General features: G+C 73.2%; 7 protein-coding genes. All 7 read right to left on the bottom strand.

The genetic code is table 11. From position 1 onward, the window contains the following. Positions 1-135 precede the first annotated feature (135 nt). The 7 genes from AB0F01_RS30350 to AB0F01_RS30320 are packed head-to-tail and all read right to left on the bottom strand — an operon-like array spanning position 136 to position 17,057. The gene (locus AB0F01_RS30350) at positions 136-774 is read right to left on the bottom strand and encodes an O-methyltransferase (RefSeq protein WP_362102394.1); all 639 of its coding nucleotides are present in this window, start codon (positions 772-774) and stop codon (positions 136-138) included. Further along, the gene (locus tag AB0F01_RS30345) at positions 771-1,562 is read right to left on the bottom strand and encodes an alpha/beta fold hydrolase (protein ID WP_362102391.1); all 792 of its coding nucleotides are present in this window, start codon (positions 1,560-1,562) and stop codon (positions 771-773) included. Before AB0F01_RS30345 ends, AB0F01_RS30350 begins: the two co-directional genes overlap by 4 nt. After that, positions 1,559-2,635: a Gfo/Idh/MocA family oxidoreductase gene (locus AB0F01_RS30340; protein WP_362102388.1), complete on the bottom strand. Its 1,077-nt coding sequence runs from the start codon at positions 2,633-2,635 to the stop codon at positions 1,559-1,561. The genes AB0F01_RS30345 and AB0F01_RS30340 overlap by 4 nt, the downstream gene beginning before the upstream one ends. Continuing rightward, positions 2,632-3,774, bottom strand: coding sequence for a saccharopine dehydrogenase NADP-binding domain-containing protein (locus AB0F01_RS30335; RefSeq protein WP_362102385.1), 1,143 nt, complete (start codon positions 3,772-3,774; stop codon positions 2,632-2,634). Before AB0F01_RS30335 ends, AB0F01_RS30340 begins: the two co-directional genes overlap by 4 nt. Further along, entirely contained in the window at positions 3,771-9,167 is a 5,397-nt protein-coding gene (locus AB0F01_RS30330) for an amino acid adenylation domain-containing protein (RefSeq protein WP_362102382.1), read from the bottom strand. The genes AB0F01_RS30335 and AB0F01_RS30330 overlap by 4 nt, the downstream gene beginning before the upstream one ends. Continuing rightward, on the bottom strand, positions 9,164-15,763 hold the full coding sequence (locus tag AB0F01_RS30325; protein WP_362102379.1) for an amino acid adenylation domain-containing protein: 6,600 nt from the start codon (positions 15,761-15,763) through the stop codon (positions 9,164-9,166). Before AB0F01_RS30325 ends, AB0F01_RS30330 begins: the two co-directional genes overlap by 4 nt. After that, positions 15,753-17,057, bottom strand: a complete 1,305-nt coding sequence (locus tag AB0F01_RS30320; RefSeq protein WP_362102377.1) for a condensation domain-containing protein — start codon at positions 17,055-17,057, stop codon at positions 15,753-15,755. Before AB0F01_RS30320 ends, AB0F01_RS30325 begins: the two co-directional genes overlap by 11 nt. Between the last annotated feature and the right edge of the window lie 118 nt (positions 17,058-17,175).

Here is a 17,175-nt window from a genome sequence, read left to right as displayed (position 1 = left end):
CACCAACAACACCCTCCGGCCGCCTACCTGAGCCCCCGGGGCCCCCCCGGGGTCCGCGGGCGGGCCCGGCGCCTACGAGACGGCGCCCGGACCTCCGCACGAGGTCCGGGCGCCGTCTCGTGCGCGCGGGTCCGGTCAGCCGGCCCGCCGGATGACGCTCACTCCCTCCCGTACGGTGAGCACGCTCTGCCGCACCCGGGGGTCGGCCGCCACGTGTGCGTTGAACGCGCGCATCGCGACGGTGTCGGGCTGCTGGTCCCGCTCGTTGGCGACACCGCCGAACTGGAGGACGTTGTCGGCCAGGAGCAGTCCGTGCGGGGACAGCTTCGGCAGCACCGTCTCGTAGTAGTCGATGTACCCGGGCTTGTCGGCGTCGAGGAAGACCAGGTCGAAGGGGCCGGGAAGGTCCCTGACCGACGTCAGGGCCGGGCCCTCCCACAGGTGTATGCGCTCCGCCCGGGGCGAGGCCGCGAAGTGCTTGCGCGCGATCGAGGCGTGCAGCGGGCTCAGCTCACAGGTGTGGAGTTCGGAGTCCTCCGGCATCGCGTGGGCCATGCAGAGCGCGGAGTAGCCGGTGAAGGTGCCGATCTCCAGGATGCGGCGGGGCCGCAGGGCGAACACCAGGGAGGCCAGGAACTCCCCCTCCAGACTCCCCACCATCATGGCCGGCAGGTCCGTCTCGGCCTCCGTGTCGGCGACCAGGGCGGCCAGCCAGGACGGTGCCGGGGAGGAGACCTCCTCGGCGTACTTCTCCACGACGGGGCGCACGATCATCCTCGGTTCCTTCCCGCGGGGTCGGTGTGGGTCTGCCGGGGCCGGCCGTGCAGCCGTCGGGCCAGCCAGTGCGTCAACTCCTCGTGGGCGGGCCCGCGCAGATAGAAGTGGCCGCCCGGGAACGCCGTCACCTCGGTCTGCGCCGAGGTGGCCTCCGCCCAGGACGCCGCGTCCGGCGCCTCGACCTCGGGGTCCTCGGTGCCGTAGCAGACGCTCACCGGCACCGACAGGTCGCGGCCCGTCCCGGGGCGGTAGGTGCCCACCAGCCGGTAGTCGGCGCGGAGCATCGGCAGCGTCATCTCGCGCAGGCCCGGCAGTTCGAGCAGCCGTGCGTCGGTGCCGCCGAGGCGGCACACGTCGGTCCACAGCCGCTCGTCGTCCAGGTGCTTGTCGTCCGGGCGCTGCCGGGCCGGTCCCGGCCGGCCGGAGACGATCAGGCGTTCCGGGAGCGCCTCGCCCGCCGTGCCGAGGAGCAGGGTGACCTCGTGCGCGACGGAGGCGCCCATGCTGTGCCCGAAGAACCACACCGGTTTGTCGTCCAGTCGGGTCAGTGCCTTGGCCAGTGGCTCCACCAGGCCGGGCATGTCGGTGCAGCAGGGTTCGCCGATGCGGTCCTCCCGGCCCGGGTACTGCACCACCATGCCCTCGACGTCCTCGGGCAGGTCGCGCACCAGCCGGCGGTAGAAGCTCGCCGCCCCGCCGCCGTGCGGGAAGAACACGAGACGCCGCACGGCCTCGGGCCGGGGAAAGTAGCAGCGCAGCCACGGGTTCGGGACAAGGGTGCTCACGGGGCCTCCAACAGGTCCGAGGCGGCGAGGAGTTCCGGTGGCGCCTCCGGGCGGCGCAGGCGTACCGGCCCGCAGGCCTCGCTCACGCGCATCGCCAGCTTCGCCAGGGCCACGTGGTACTGCACGTGCCCCCGGCTGTCGGCGCCCGACCGGGCCTCGTCCCAGGTCGCCGCGATGGCCCGCGCCGTGGCCTGCGGCCACAGGTCGCGCAGCACCTCGCTGTACGAGGCGCCCTGCGCCGGACCCAGGTGCTCCACGCTCGGCACCGCGAGGTGCGGGGCGGCGGAATCGCCGAAGCGCACCAGTTCCCGCATGTCGTCCGGCATGTGCGGGCGCATGCTCCACTGCACCGGGCCGTGCGTGTTGACCAGGGTGAGATGCCCCCCGTCCGTGCCCAGGGTGATGCGGTGGAAGAGGTGGCTGTAGTTGTCCGGATCGGAGGGCACCAGCTCGTTCTGGAGCCGGAAGGACATCGGGACACCGGCGAAGCGGCCGGTGAGGCTCCGGTACGGTGCCTCCGGCGCCTCCGCGAGCACCCCGTCGACGCCGTGCGGGCGGATCGACCCCAGCGCCCGGCCCAGGATGTCGAAGACCGTGTAGAGCACCTGGAAGGCACAGGTCACGTCGAGGAACAGCGGCTGCTGCCGGGCCACCAGCTCGCGGGCGGCGCCGATGAACCGGCGCACCGGCTCCACGTGCGGATAATGCGTGTTCAGCCGGAACACCACCCCGGACTCGGTGGCGGCGCGCAGGCATGCCACCAACTCGTCAGGGTGCAGTGGGTGTTCCTGCAACACGTGCACACCGCGGCGCATCAGCGCCTCGGAGAGCCGGGGCCCGGGGCCGCCGTTCATCACCCCGCCGATCACCACACAGGCCAGGTCGACGTCGTCGGGCACCTCCTCGACCGTGGTCCACAGCGGTACGCCGTGGTGCGCGGCGCAGGCGCGGCTGCGGGCACTGCCGGACGCCAGGATCCCGGCCAGCTCGAAGCCGAAGTCCGCCCGTTCGAAGGCCGCCAGGTAGGCACGGCCGAAGCCGGTGCCGGCCACCAGGACGCGCGGGCGGATCACAGTTCGCCCTCCTCCATGGCACGGGCCGCGAGGATCGGCCGGTCGACGATCTCCAGCAGCCCGACCGCGGGCTCGGCCCGCAAGGCGGCGAGTACGGTCTCGGCGTCGAGCACGTCGGAGCCGAAGTGCACCCCCGGGCCCGCCCTTCCGTCGAGCACCGCCAGCACGGCCAGCGCACTGGCGAGGCCGGTCAGGGCGTACGTGTCACCGGCGCGCAGGGCCATGCTGCGGGTGGCCGGGCGACCGGTGCCGTCGGTGCCGGTGACCTCGAAGAGCATGAGCTGGAACGGGTCCCTGCCGAACAGGTCGAGCGCCGCTGCACGGGTGAGCTCCTCGGCCGCCTCGGCGAGAGCGGACTCACCGCGCATCGCCCCCTGGAGCCGGCTCAGGCAGTTCATCATGTGCGCGCCGCCGTCGAAGACGTTGTACCAGTCGATCTCCGTGAGCCCGGTGACCTCGGGGAGCCGCGCGGACTCGAAGCTCAGGTACGGGTAGACGTCCACCCGGTTGTGCGCGTAGGGCAGTGCGACGCCGGTCCGCGGCTCCAGCTCACGCTCCACGCGGATGCCGCCCCTGATCGCGCCGCGGGCCTCCCCGTACGCACCGCCCATGGACAGCAGGTAGTCGGCGGCCCCGGCCGGGGTGAGCCGGTCCATCGTGCCGACGTAGGCCGTCAGCCGCCGCGGGTGGCGCAGGGTGGAGCACAGGTGACGGGGGAGCAGACCGGTCAGGCCCGGCTGCATGCCCGCCGTGATGACGGCGGTACCGGTGAAGGTGCCCGGCCGGGTCAGTGCCTCCAGCAGCGGTTCGTCACCGCCCGGGTCGACGTAGTCGGCGCCGGCCGCCGCCGCGGCCCAGGCCACCCGGTCCAGGACCTGGTAGGAGGGGCCCGCGCAGTTGAGGACGACACGCGCGCCGCGACAGAACCGGGCCAGCGACCGGCCGTCGTACAGGTCCACCTCGACCGCCTCACCGCGCAGCCCGGACTTGGCCAGCAGGGTCTCGGCCCGGCTGCGGTCGCGCCCGCCGAGCCGTACGACGGCGTGGGGAAGGCGGTCGGCGATGGCCCGTACGGCGGCCGCGCCGACGGCGCCGTAGGAGCCGACCACCGCGACCGACGGGGTGCTGTGCTCGCTCACGCGTTCTCCTCATCGGGCAGGTCGATCACATCGGAGGTGACCAGCTCACGGCAGGTGAAATGGTCGCCGGGCACGGTCTGCCGCAGGAGTCCGCCCACGCAGACCGCCTCCCACAGCGCGGTCATGTCGGCGGCCATCGTGGGCCAGAGGGGGGACTCCTCGTCGTGCACCAGCAGCCGGGCCTCCCCGGTGTACAGCCCCGGGTCGTGGGCGACGACGCAGCCCGCCAGCGCCCGGCCCCGCGCGAGGCGTTCGCCGAGTTCGTCCGCGCCGAGCCCGACAGCCGCGGCGAGCGCGGCCAGCCGCTCCCCGCGCGAGCGCGCGCCGAGAGCGGCGGCCGTCTCGCCCACGGCTCGCAGCCCCGGCTCGCTCCGGCCCGCCAGCCCGGCCAGCGCACCGGGCGGAATGTCACCGGCGGGGGCGAGCGCGGCGAGCGCCTCCCCGAGAGCGGGGACGTCCGGGTAGCCCAGAACGGCCGGGTCCTGCCCGCGGTCCAGGCAGAACAGCGCCTCCTCCAGGACGTCGTCGCGGACGGTGGCGGGCAGCGGGTAGCTGCTCAGCACGGTCAGCCCGCACACCGGGGCGCCGAGCTCGGCCAGCTGCTGGGCGACGGTGAGCGCCAGCACACCCCCGCTGTGCGCGCCGACCAGGTGGAACGGACCCGGGCTCAGCCCCCGTACCCGCGCCACGATCTCCTGCGCCACGTCGTCCAGACCCTGCCCCTCGGCCACCCGCACCTGCGGCACCACCACCACCGGGTCGTGCGCCCCGAGGCCGGCGGCGAGCCGCTCCACCTGGTCGCCCAGACCGTCGGCGACCAGGACGTGTACCGGGTTGCCGAGCGCGTCCGCCGTCCCGGTCAGCACCAGTTCGTCACCGGCCCCGTTCTCCTCCGCCACGTCCTGCCCCTGCTGGAGGAACTCGGACAGCTCGCGCACCGACGCGCCGCCCAGCAGCTCGCGCAGCAGTTCGTCGAAGAAGATGCCGGACGCGGCCGGCACCTGCTCGCGCAGCGCCGTGACGAGCTGGGCGGCGAGCAGCGAATCCCCGCCCAGCGCATAGAAGTTGGTGTCGAGCGGGACGTCCGACTCGCGCAGCACCTCCGCGTACACCGCGGCGACCGCCAGCTCCAGGGCGCCCGCCTCGCGCGCGCTCTCCCCGGCGACCGCGGCGCCCGCCGCGCCGTGTTCCTCGGCCCACCGGGCCAGGGTGGCGCGGTCGACCTTGCCGTTGTCGGTCAGGGGCAGAGCGTCCAGCACCTCGAAACGGGACGGGATCATCTCCGCCGGAAGCCGCTCGGCGAGCCGCCGGGTCAGTTCCTCGGTGTCGAGCGGTTCGCGGTCGGTCTTGAAACGGGCCGCGAAGACGTGCATCCCGATGCGGGCCAACTCGTCCTCCGGTGCCGGGACGCACAGCTCCAGGTCGCCGCCGGCCTCGGTGAGCAGGTCGTACCACTGTCCGCGGCCGATGAAGGTCTGGTCCTTGCCGTGGCGCACGTCCTGGAAGTCCCCGGCCGTGGCGTCGAAGAGGAACTCCATCGAGGTGAGGATCTGGTAGTTGTCGCGGGTCGTCTCGATGAAGACCAGCCATCCGCCGGGCACCAGCGCCTCGCGCATCCGGCGCAGGACCTGCCGGGCGTCCTTCGCGTAGTGCATGACGTTGCCGCACAGGATCACGTCGACCGAGTTCGGCCTGACGCCCTGTTCGCGGTACGGCTCGTTGAAGTCGAAGAGCGCGTAGTCCACCCAGGGGTGTTCGGCGAACCTCTCACCGGCCTTGTTGAGGAAGAACTGCGACACGTCGCTGAAGGTGTAGCGGACGTTCTCGCCGTCCAGCACCGGGATGGTGTCGACGCTGGTGCCGCCGACGCCCGCGCCGACCTCCAGCACGCGCAGCGGACGGCCGGAGGGGTTGCGCCGGGCCACGCCCAGCACGGTGGAGGTGGCCAGCCGGTTGAGGTAGCGGGAGAGGAAGCCCTCCATGTAGGCGGCCTCGTGGATGCTCAGGTCGCCCTCGGGGAAGAGCATCCGCAACGGGTCCCGCTCGTCGCGCATCAGCTCCGGCAGGTGGGTGGCGGCGAGCTTGAAGTAGTTCACCAGCTCGGGACGGTCGTTGGCCTCCGGCAGCAGCCGGTCGACCTCGGCCCACGCCTGCTCGACGTCCTCGGGGGCGACCAGGCGCAGGCAGCCGAAGGTGCCGTCCGCGGCCCGGTCCAGATAGCCGTTCTCCACGCAGGCGGCCAGCCAGCGGCGCACCAGCCGCTCGTGCCGGGGGGCCACCCTGGCCAGCCGCATGATCTCGGAGGTGCCGTGACGCGTCGCGGCGTCCGGCCACACGCCTTCCTGGCGCAGGACGTCCACCATGCGGCGCAGCGCCGCGTCGTCGAGCACGGCCGCGAACTCGACCACCTTCGCGACGTCCACCCCCTCGCGGATCTCTTCGGCGGCCGCGAGCACCTCGGGCACCAGTGCCGCGTCCACGGCGTGGTCGGCCGGGTCGGCGGGCGAGGGCGAGACGAAGGCGACCAGCCTGCGGTCGTTGCGCTCGCCCTGCGTGGCCACCGCCACCGCGTCGACCTGCGGATCGGCGGCCAGGGCCGACTCCACTTCGGCCAGCTCGATGCGGTGGCCGCGGATCTTGACCTGCCGGTCGTCGCGGCCGATGAACTCCAGGGTGCCATCGGGCAGATAGCGGGCGAGGTCGCCGGTGCGGTACACCCGCTCGCCGTCCGGCAGCGCGAAGAAGCTCGCCGCGGTCTTCTCCGGGTCGCCCAGGTAGCCCTTGGCGAGGCCGGTGCCGGCGATGTACAGGTCGCCCACGACGAGGTCGGGGCAGGGCCGCAGGAACGCGTCGAGCACGTGGAAGCGCTGGTTCTCCAGCGGAGTGCCGTAGGGGATGCTCGGCGCCGCCGGGTCGACCTCGCCGATCGGGTGGAAGACCGACCAGATCGATGCCTCGGTGGCGCCGCCGAGACTGTACAGCTCCACCCGCGGGAGCCGTGCGCGGACGGCGTCGGGGAGCGTCACGGGTATCCAGTCACCCGACATCATGCCGAGGCGCACGCTCGCGCAGTCGCGGAGGTCACCGCGCAGGTACTCCTCCAGCAGCATCATCTGGGCGGGCACCGTGTTCAGCACCGTCACCCCGTGACCGGTGATCAGCTCGGCCCAGTGCGAGGGGTCGCTGCGCCGCTCCGGGTCGGGAAGCACCAGGGTGCCGCCCCGGCCGAGGACGCCGAAGACGTCGAAGACCGACAGGTCGAAGCCCAGGCTCGACAGCCCCAGCGCGACGTCGTCCCGGCCGATCCCGAACCTGCGGCACACGTCGTCCAGGGTGTTGACCGCCGCGCGGTGACTGATCTCCACGCCCTTCGGCTCACCGGTCGAACCCGAGGTGAAGATGACGTACGCGGAGTCGTCCGGGGACACCGCGACCTCCTCGAGAGGGGCCGTGGACAGGCGGTCCACGTCGATGCGTCCGACGCCTGCGGGCAGTTCGCCGCCGACCGTGCTGTGCGCGACCACCAGGCCGATCCCGGCGGACTCGATGATCTTGTTGCGCCGGGCGTCGGGCTGGCCCGCCTCGACCGGCACGTACGTGCCACCGGCCAGCAGCACCCCGAGCGCCCCGGCGACCTGTTCCCAGCCCTTCTCCAGCACCACCGCGACCCGCTGGTGCGGCCGGTGGCCCCGCGCGGTGAGCGCGGCGGCCACGGCGGCGGCCCGGCCGGTCAGCGTCGCGTGGTCGACGCTTCCGCGGTGGTCGATCACCGCCGTCGCGTCCGGGCGTCGGCCCGCCGTGTCGAGCAGCGCCCGGTGCAGCAGGGCGTCGCTCACGGGCCGGGCCGTGTCGTTGACCGCCGCGCGCCGCCGCGCCTGGTGGGCGGGCAGGGCGAGCGGGTCCCCCTCCCACGCCTCGTCCCCGTCCGCGAGCCGGTGCAGGAGGTCACGGAACGCGGCGAACATGTCGTCGAGGACCGGCTGGGGCACGGTGTCGTCCCGCACGTCCCAGTTGACGAGCAGCGCCCCCGCGGCCTCCATCGCCTGGCAGTCCACCCAGACCTGCGGCGTCTGACTGATGCCGTTGCGGATCTGGGAGCGCATCATGCCCTGCGGGGCGAGACCGTCGGAGAGTCCGATGGCGCTGGTGAACACCACCGGCATCATCGCTCCCTGCCGGCCCCGGCGGCGGGTCAGCTCGCGCAGCACCTCCACGCCTGAGAACAGCCGGTGGTCGAGGTCCTCGAAGAGCTGCTCGCCCGCCCTGCGGGCGCGTCCGGCGAAGGTGTCGGCGCAGCCGCCGTCGACGGCCAGCAGCTCGACCGAGGTGAAGTCGCCCACGATGTCGTTCACGTCCGGGTGCAGCGGGAGCCGGCTGAGCACCGTCACGTCGAGCGTGAACCGGGGGTTGCGGCTCCAGCGGCCGATCACCTCGGCGTACGCGGCCATCACGGCCGTCGAGGCGGAGACCTGCTGCTTCCCGGCACGGGTCTTGAGCGCCGACCACCGCGCGGGCTCCAGCCGCAGCTCGCGCCGGGTGAAACCGGCCGGCCCCTCTCGGCTGGGCCGGTCGACCAACGGCAGTTCGGGGGCGGGCGGCAGACTGTCCAGGCGTCCTGTCCAGTAGTCGCGGTCGCGCTCGTACGCGGGCCCCTGGCGCACCGCCCGTTCCGCCCGCAGATAGTCACGGAACGAGATCCCGGGGGCCGGGAGCGCGGCGTCCGGGTCCTCGTAGAACGTGCCGAACTCGTCCAGCAGCCGGTAGATGCTCACGTAGTCCGCGATCAGGAAGTCGATGGAGAAGTGCAGGACGGCCCGGTCGGCGAACTCGGTGACCTCCAGCGAGTACAGCGGGCACGCGGTGACGTCCTTGGACTCCGCGGAGAGCCGGCCGCGGACCTCGCGGAGGATTCCCTCGCCCGCCGCCGGGGGCAGCGTGGTCGCGTCGTGCCAGCCGATGACGGGGGCGGGCGGATCCTTCAGGACCCGCTGGTGGCCGTCGTGGTCGATGACCACCCGCAGCATGTCGTGCCGGTCGACCACCCGCTGCCAGGCCGGCAGCAGCCGGTCCCGCTCCAGCGCGGGGAACTCCAGCTCCCCGTAGGCGTGACAGGGCACCGAGCCGTACTCGAAGGCACCCCGGCGACCCAGCAGGTAGGCCGACTGGACCTCGGTGAGCGGGAACGGCTCGTGGGCCGCGTCGGGATCGGGCCGCACCTGTTGCGGGCTGCGCTCGCGCAGCGCCCGGAGCACGTCCTCCCGGCAGCCGGAGAGCAGGGCCCGGCGCTCGGGAGTCATGATCCCTTCAGGGCCCCGGAAGCGGAGTCTGCCCTCGTCCTCCCACAGGTGCAGTCCGGCCTGCTCGAGTTCGCTGATGATGTCGGCGGCGGTCACAGGACACCTTCTTCCAGTCGGACGGAGGCTTGGCGCGGGTGGCTGCCGGAGATCTCGGCGTCGAGGACGGCGGAGATCCCGGCGATGGTCGGGTGGTTGAAGAGCTGGCGCAGCGAGAGCTCCACACCGAACCGCTTGGCGAACTGCTGGATGATCCGGGTGGCGGTGAGGCTGTCACCGCCGAGGCCGAAGAAGTTGGCGCTGCGGCCCACCCCGGGGGCCTCCAGCAGATCGGCCCACACCTCGGCCACCGCGCGTTCGGTGTCCCCCCGCGGACGGTCGTCCGCCGCGGGCTCCTGCGCCGGGTGACGCAGCCCGTACGTCCGCGCGACGGCGGCGCGGTCCACCTTGGCGTTCGCGTTCAGGGGGAGCTGCTCGACGACGGTGAGGTGTTCGGGGAGCATGTGGGCGGGCAGGCGCGCGGCCAGCGCCGCCAGCAGCTTCGCCGCCGACGGAGCGGGAGCCGCGCCCTGCTCCGGGGTGACGACCGCGGCCAGGCGGTGCACCCCGGCACTGGCGTCGACCCAGGCCACCGCGCTCGCCACACCAGGCAGTTCGCGCAGCCCGGTCTCGATCTCGCCGAGCTCGATCCGGTGCCCGCGCACCTTCACCTGGTGGTCGCGCCGGCCCAGGAACTCCAGGACTCCCGAGGGGTGATAGCGGCCCAGGTCGCCGGTGCGGTACCACCTCTCGCCCCCGGCCACGACGAACGAGGCCGCTGTGCGGTCCGGGTCGCCGCGGTAGCCGAGGGCCACACCGGAGCCCCCGATCCACAGCTCGCCGGGCACGAAGTCGGGCCGGTCCCGGCCGTGTGGGTCGACCACGCGGAAGCGCTGGTTGGCCAGCGGACGCCCGTACGGGACCGACACCCACGAGGGATCGACGGCCGTCACCTCGTGGGCGTTCGACCAGATCGAGGCCTCGGTGGCACCGCCCATGGCGACGAGCAGGGCGTTCGGGGCGCTCGTCCGCAGCCGGTCGCAGAGGTCCAGCCCGACCCAGTCGCCGGAGACGATCGCCACCCGCAGCTCCGGCAGGCTCGTGCCCGACTCGCACGCCACCAGCAGCATGTCGAGAAGGGTGGGCACCGTGTTCCAGACGGTGACCCCGTGTTCGGTGGCGAGACGGGCCCAGACGGCCGCTTCCCGGCGGACGTCCTCGGTCAGGGTCACCACGGTGCCGCCCACCGCGAGCAGTCCGAACAGGTCGTAGACGGACAGGTCGAAGTCGAGTGCCGAGACCTGGAGGACGGTGTCGGCGGGCCCCACGCCGTAGCGGTCGTTGACGTCGTCGATGGTGTTGGCGGCGGCCGCGTGGGTGATCTCCACCCCCTTGGGCTCACCGGTGGAGCCCGAGGTGTAGATGACGTACGCGAGCTGTCCCGGGTCCACCGGCACCGGCTCCGCGAGCGGAGCGGCCGCCGACGCCTCGGCCACCGGCACCAGCCGCACCGCCCCGTCCCAGTCCCCGCCGGACGCCGGGCCGTCCGCGACCAGGGCGAGGCGCGCCCCGGCGGACCGCACGATCCGGTTGCGGCGCGCGGCCGGCTGCCCCACTCCCACCGGTACGTACGCGCAACCCGCGGCCAGCACGCCGAGCACCGCGACCACCTGGTCGGGCCCCTTCGGCAGCGAGACGACCACGGTCTCGCCCGGCCGCGCCCCGAGCGACACCAGGTGTCCGGCGACACCGAGCACCCGGCCGGCCAGTTCGGCGTAGGTCAGGGCCTCGCCGGACGGGGTGCGCACCGCGACGGCACCGGGAGTGCGGCGGGCGACGTCGAGGACCGGCTCGTGCAGCGTACGCGCGGCGCGGGCCACGGCGGTGGCGTTCGCCTCGGCGCGGACCGTCGCCTGCGCCTCGGGCAGGGCGACCGGCGGGGCCGGGCGGGACCAGTCGCTGTCGGCGAGCGCCACCAGCAGACGGCGCATCGCCTCCAGGGCCGCCGGGACCACCCCGGGACTGTAGAGGCCCTCGACGTGGTCCCAGTTGACGGCGAGTCCGCCGTCGCGCTCCACCACCTGGCAGTCCAGGGCGACCTGCGGGCTCTGGGAGAGTCCGCGGCGCAGCTCGCCGAACCCGAAGGAGATGTCCTTGAAGTCGGCGCTCACCCCGAGGGTGGAGGTGAACACCACCGGCATGAGCATCTGTCCGCCCCCGGAGCGCCGGGCCAGTTGCTGGAGCACCCAGGTGGTGGGGACGTTCCGGTGCTCGATGCCCTTCCAGGCCTGTTCCTGCAACCGGCGCACGGTGTCGGCCCAGGAACTCTCGGGACGGCTGTGGTGACCGAGCAGCAGCAGGGAGGTGAAGTCGCCGACCACCTGGTTCACCTGGGGATGTACGTCCTGACGGTCGAAGACCGTCAGGTTGAGCGTCAGCGAGGTCTCGGCGCTCCACATCGCCAGCACCTCGGCGAAGGCGGCCGCCACGACCGTCGACGCGGTCAGCGCCTCGTCGGCCGTGCGGCGGCGGAGCTTCGCCCAGGTCGTCGCGTCGATGCGGAACTCGTCCCGCACGAACCGCGGCCGGTCGATGCGCTCGGGGTCCAGGGCCGTGGGCAGTGCCGGAGCCGGGGGCAGCTCCTCGATCGCCGCCAGCCAGTACTCCTCGTCCCGCGCCTTCGCGGCGGGATCAGTCCGCTGGGCGAGCAGGTAGTCGCGGAAGGACAGCTCCAGCTCCGGAAGTTCCCGGCGGGGGTCGGCGTAGAGCGCGTTCAGCTCGGTGAAGATGGTCATGATCGACAGCGCGTCGAGCACCACGTAGTCGAAGCCCACACCCAGCACCGTGCGTCCGTCGTCCCGTTGCACGGCGCGCACGTCGAACAGCGGCCACGAGGTCACGTCGAGCACCTGCTGCGCCATCTCCCCGAGCGCGGCGACCGCCTCCTCGTGGTCGGCCGCGGTGGTGCGGGTGACCGTGAACCGGTAGTGCGGCACCTCGGGCAGGATGCGCTGGCCGCCGTCGCCGTCCAGCACGGCGCGCAGCATCTCGTGCCGTCGCACCAGCATGTTCCAGGCCGCCTCCAGCCGGTCCAGGTCGACCCGGTCGCTCTCGAACTCCCAGTACCAGTACGAGGCGACGCCGCCGAGGACGAAGTCGGGGTCGCGGCCGAGCCAGTAGGCGCGCTGCACGTCGGTGAGCGGGAAGGGCTCGTACCGGTGCTCCGGGTCGGCCGGGACCGTGGCGGGTGCGTGCGCCTCGGCGCGCGTCAGCGTCCCGGCGAAGCCACTCACCGTGGGACGGGTGAACAGGTCGCCGAGCCTGGCCTCGTACCCCTGCCGGCGCAGGGCGGCCAGCAGGCGGGTGGCCTGCAGGCTGTCACCGCCGATGTGGAAGAAGTTGGTGTTCCGGCCCAGGGGCCCGCAGCCGAGAAGGTCCGCCCACAGCGCGGCGACGGTCTCCTCCGCCGCACCGCGCGGGGCTTCCGACGCGCCGCCGGCCATCCGCTCGCTCATCTTCGCGGCCAGCAGCCGCCCCGCCTCCGCGCGATCCACCTTGCCGTTGCGGCTCAGCGGCAGCTCGTCGACGGCCACCGCGCGGGCGGGAACCATGTACGGCGGCAACTGCCGGGCGGCAGTGGCCAGCACGCCCTCGGTGTCGGCCGTGCTCGGGGTGACCAGGGCGTACAGCGCGCCACCGTGCTCGGCGACCGGCGTCACCACGGCGTCGCGGACACCGGGATGCAGGCTCAACGCCCTTTCGGGCTCACCGAGTTCGATGCGGTAACCGTTCACCTTGACCTGGAGGTCGGCGCGGCCGAGGAACTCGATCACGGCCCCGGGCCGGTAGCGGGCCCGGTCGCCGGTGCGGTACCAGCGCGTGCCGTCCGCCTCCGTGAACCTCGCGGCGGTCAGCTCCGGTGCGCCCACGTACCCCCGGGCCACCCCGGCCCCGCCGATCCACAGCTCCCCGGCCACCCAGTCGGGGCGGTCGCCGCCGTGCTCGTCGACGATCCGGCAGCACTGGTTGGGCAGCGGCACGTTGTACGGGATCGAGGCCCAGGAGGGATCCACCTCCGTGACTTCCTGGACGGTCGAGTGGATCGCGGTCTCCGTGGTGCCGCCCAGGACCACGAACACGCTGTCCGGACGCAGCGCGTGCACCCGGCCCGGCAGGTCGAGCCCCGCCCAGTCGCCGCCGAGCAGCTGGAGCCGGAACGGCCAGCCGCCCGGCTCCGGCCGCGACGAGGCCGTGGTCAGCGCCATGTCGAGCAGGGCGGGCACGCAGTTGAGGACGGTGGCCCGGTGCTCGGCCGCCCTGCTCAGCCATGTCCCGGGGGAACGCCGCTCCTCGTCGTCGACCAGGACCAACGCGCCACCACAGGTGAGAGGGCCGAAGATGTCGTAGACGGAGAGGTCGAAGTCGAGCGCCGACAGGCACAGGGTGCGGTCGGCCGGGCCCATCCGGTAGCGCTCGTTCAGCGCGGCCACGGTGTTGTGGGCCGCCGCATGGGTCAGCTCCACGCCCTTCGGTTCCCCGGTCGAGCCGGACGTGAAGATCACATAGGCGAGTGCGTCCGGCGGGACGTCCACCGGACGCTTCAACGACGGCAGTTCACGGTCGGTGCCGCACCGTACGTCCACGTGCGGAATCCGGCCGTCGGCCGCCTCCCGGGCCGGACCCGCGGTCACCGCGCATCGGGCGCCGGACAGCGACTCCACGGTACGCCGCCGTGCCTCCGGCTGTTCCGTCCCCACCGGCACGTACGCCGCGCCCAGCGCGTGCACCGCCAGCACAGCGACCACCTGTTCGACACCCTTGGGCAGGGTGATCACGACCCGGTCGCCCGCTCCGACACCGGCGGTGCGCAGCACATGGGCCAGCCGCAGGGCACGTTCGGCGAGTTCCCCGTACGTCAGCACCCCGCCGTCGCCCCAGAGCGCCGCCGGTGCCCCGCCGCGCTCGGCCGCCTGCCGGAAGAACTCCTCGTGCAGCGCCCGGCGGGGCAGGTCCGTGCGGGTGTCGTTGGCCCTGCGGCGGGCCTGGAGCTGCGCATCGGGCGGTCGCACCGGCAGACTCTCCCACCAGGCGCTGGGCTGCGAGGCGAGCAGCCGCACCCGGTTGACGAAGGCGTCGAACATCGCCTCGGGAACACCGGCCTCGAAGAGGTTCTCGGCGCTCTCCCAGTTGATCAGCATGCCGTCGTCGTGCTCGATCAACTGCACATCGATCCACACGCCCGACGTCTGCGAACTCATCCACACCGGGGTGCCGAGCACCGCACGGGTCGCACCGTCGAACAGCTCACCGAGGCTGAGCGCGCTGGTGAACACGACACCCGCCCGCCGGTTCGCCCCGGCGGTGGTCCTGGCGAGGTCGCGCAGCACCGAAGTACCACCGTACGCCGCGTGCGCGGCATCGTGCCGGTACTGCTCCTGCACCGTCCGGGCGCGCTCGACGAAGGGACGGCGCACGTCGGGCGCCACCTGGAGCAGCAGCAGGTCGGTGAAGTCCCCGACGATCCGGCCGACGTCCGAGTGCACCGGGATCCGGTTCAGCACCGGCAGGTTGAGCAGGAACCCCGGCTCCTCGCTCCAGGCCGCGAGGACGTCCGCGTAGGCGGCGGCGACAGCCATCGACACGGTCAGGCCGTGGCTGCGCGCATGCTCGGAGAACCGTTCGTACGTCTCCGGGGGGAGCCAGGTGTGCCTGCGGACCGTGTCCACCCGCTCGATCCGCTCCGGCGGCGCGGCCAGCGGCAGCCGGGGTGCCTCGGGCAGGTCCTCGGCGCGGTCGCGCCAGTAGGAAACGTCCTCGGGGCGGGGCCCCCGGCCGTGCTCGCCTACCAGGCGGCGGTATTCGGGGAAGGTCAGGGCGGGCTGCGCGGGCGCACCGGCCGGGTCCTCGTAGCAGCGGGCCAGGTCGCCGATGACGATCCGGAAGCTCGACGCATCGCAGACGATCATGTCGATGTCGAGGAAGAGGCGGCCCTTCCCGGCCGGCAGCAGCGCCAACCGCACGTCGAGCCCGCCCCGCTCGGCGAGCGGCAGCGTCTGGTGCGACAGGGTCTCCCGCAGGTGCGCGAGGCGCTGGTCGCGCTTCGTGCGCTCCAGAGCCCGCAGGTCGACGACCTCGTCCAGCCCCCGGCACTCCGGCACGATCCGCTGGCCCCCCTCTCCGACGGCCGCCCGCAGCATGGGGTGCCTGCGGCGCACCGCGGACACCGCGCCGTCCCAGCGCGCGACGTCGGCGGTGACGTCGAACTCGAAGTAGAAGTGCGATCCGGTGTTCAGCGGCATGCCCGGCTGACGGCCCGACCAGTAGGCGTGCTGCATCGGGGCGAGCGGGAACTCGTCCGTCCCGGCGGCCGTGTCCCGCTCCGCCTCCGCGCCCGGACCCGTGCCGTCGTCGGTCCCGGACAGCAGCGCGGCCCAGGCCCGCACGGTGGGTTCCTCCACCAGGTCGCCGAAGGTCACTTCCACACCGGCCTGCTGCCAGGAGGCCGCCAGGTTCATCATCCCCAGGGAGTCCAGACCGAGCGTGACGAGGTCCTCGTCCAAGCCGATCTCCGCGGCCGGGAGTTCCAGCCGCGCGGCGACGGTTTCGCGGATCTCCTCGGTGGACAGCGCCCGTCCCGCCGTCACCTCACTGGTCATCGTGGCCTCCCGTGCGCTGCCGGGGGCGCGCCCCGGCCTGGTCGGTGTGGGGCGCCGCGGTGCGTGCGGCGGTCGTGCAGATGTCGACGTACGCGGCGAGCAGCGACTCGGCGAATTCCGGGTCGAAACGGTCGGGGTTGTAGAACAGCAGCACCCGCACCGTGTCCCGGTCGGGCACGGCGACCAGCTCCAGCTCGAAGCGGGTGGCGACGTCGTCGGGCACCAGGACCTCGATGTCCAGCCCGCCGGCCCGGGTCGCGTACACCGGGTCCGCCATCATCTGGAACACGACGTCGTCGAGTCGGCGTTCGGTGCCGCCCGGACTGATCGGCAGCATCTGGAACGGCAGCGCCTGGTGGACGAACGCCTCCATCACCGTGCCGTGCGTGGCCCGCAGGTGCGCCGTGAAGTCCCCCTCGGCGAGCCGGGTCCGCAGCAGCACCATGTTGGCCAGGAACCCCACCGTGCGCCGGTGTTCGGCGCTGCGATTGGCGAACAGGGTCGCCACCGCCAGGTCCTCGGTGCCGCTGACCGACTTCAGGGCCCGGTAGTACGCGGTGAGCAGGGCCACGAACATCGTGGACCGCTCCCGCTTGGCCAGAGCGCCCAGCGTGGCCACCGTCGGCGCGTCCAGGACGTGCTGCACGAGCCTGGTGTCGCGGGGCGCGCCCGCGGTGGCCGGGCGCATCGGCAGCGGGGGCAGCGTCACGTTCTTCAGGCGCTCGCTCCAGAAGGCCCTCAGCCGCTGCCCGGAAGGACCGGCCAGGATCTCGCGCTGCTCCTCGGCGAACCGCGAGTACGCGGGGGCGTCGCCGCAGGGCCTGCCGTCCAGCGCGGCGCACAGGTCCTCGAAGATCACGTTGCAGGACCACGAGTCGGTCACCAGGTGGTGCATGTTGAAGCAGAGCACGTGATGCTCCTCGGCGAGCCGCCACAGGGTGATGCGCACGGCGCACTCGGTGGCGTCGATCCGGGTGCCCAGTTCCGCGGCCACCTCCCGGTCGGCGCACGCCCCGGGATCCGGCTCGCCGGCCAGGTCCACCTCGCGGATCCGCGGTGACACGGCCGGGTGCACCAGCGCCTTGAGGCGGCGGCCCCCGCCGGTGAAGGTGCTGCGCAGCGCCTCGTGCCGGGACATCACGTGGCCGACCGCCTCCCGGAGCCGGTCACGGTCGAGCGGGCCGCGCAGCCTGCACAGCACCGGGCAGTTGAGCGCGCCCTCCTCGCCTCGGTAACGGTCGAGGAACCACAGCAGCGTCTGGCCCACGGACGGGCGGATCTCGGTGACTGTCACGTCCGGCAACGTAACGACGGTCGTCGCCCGCGCGGTCGCCGCTGAAAGAAAGCTGAGAGGACCTTCAGGTTCCTTTCCGGCCCCGCGGGCCCCGTCCCCCGCCCGCGTCAGGGTGAAG

Source organism: Streptomyces sp. NPDC029526, assembly GCF_040637405.1.
In the GTDB taxonomy this organism is placed as follows: domain Bacteria; phylum Actinomycetota; class Actinomycetes; order Streptomycetales; family Streptomycetaceae; genus Streptomyces.
The sequence above is the reverse complement of the archived record's forward strand: the minus strand, read 5'-3'. Positions and strand labels throughout refer to the sequence as shown.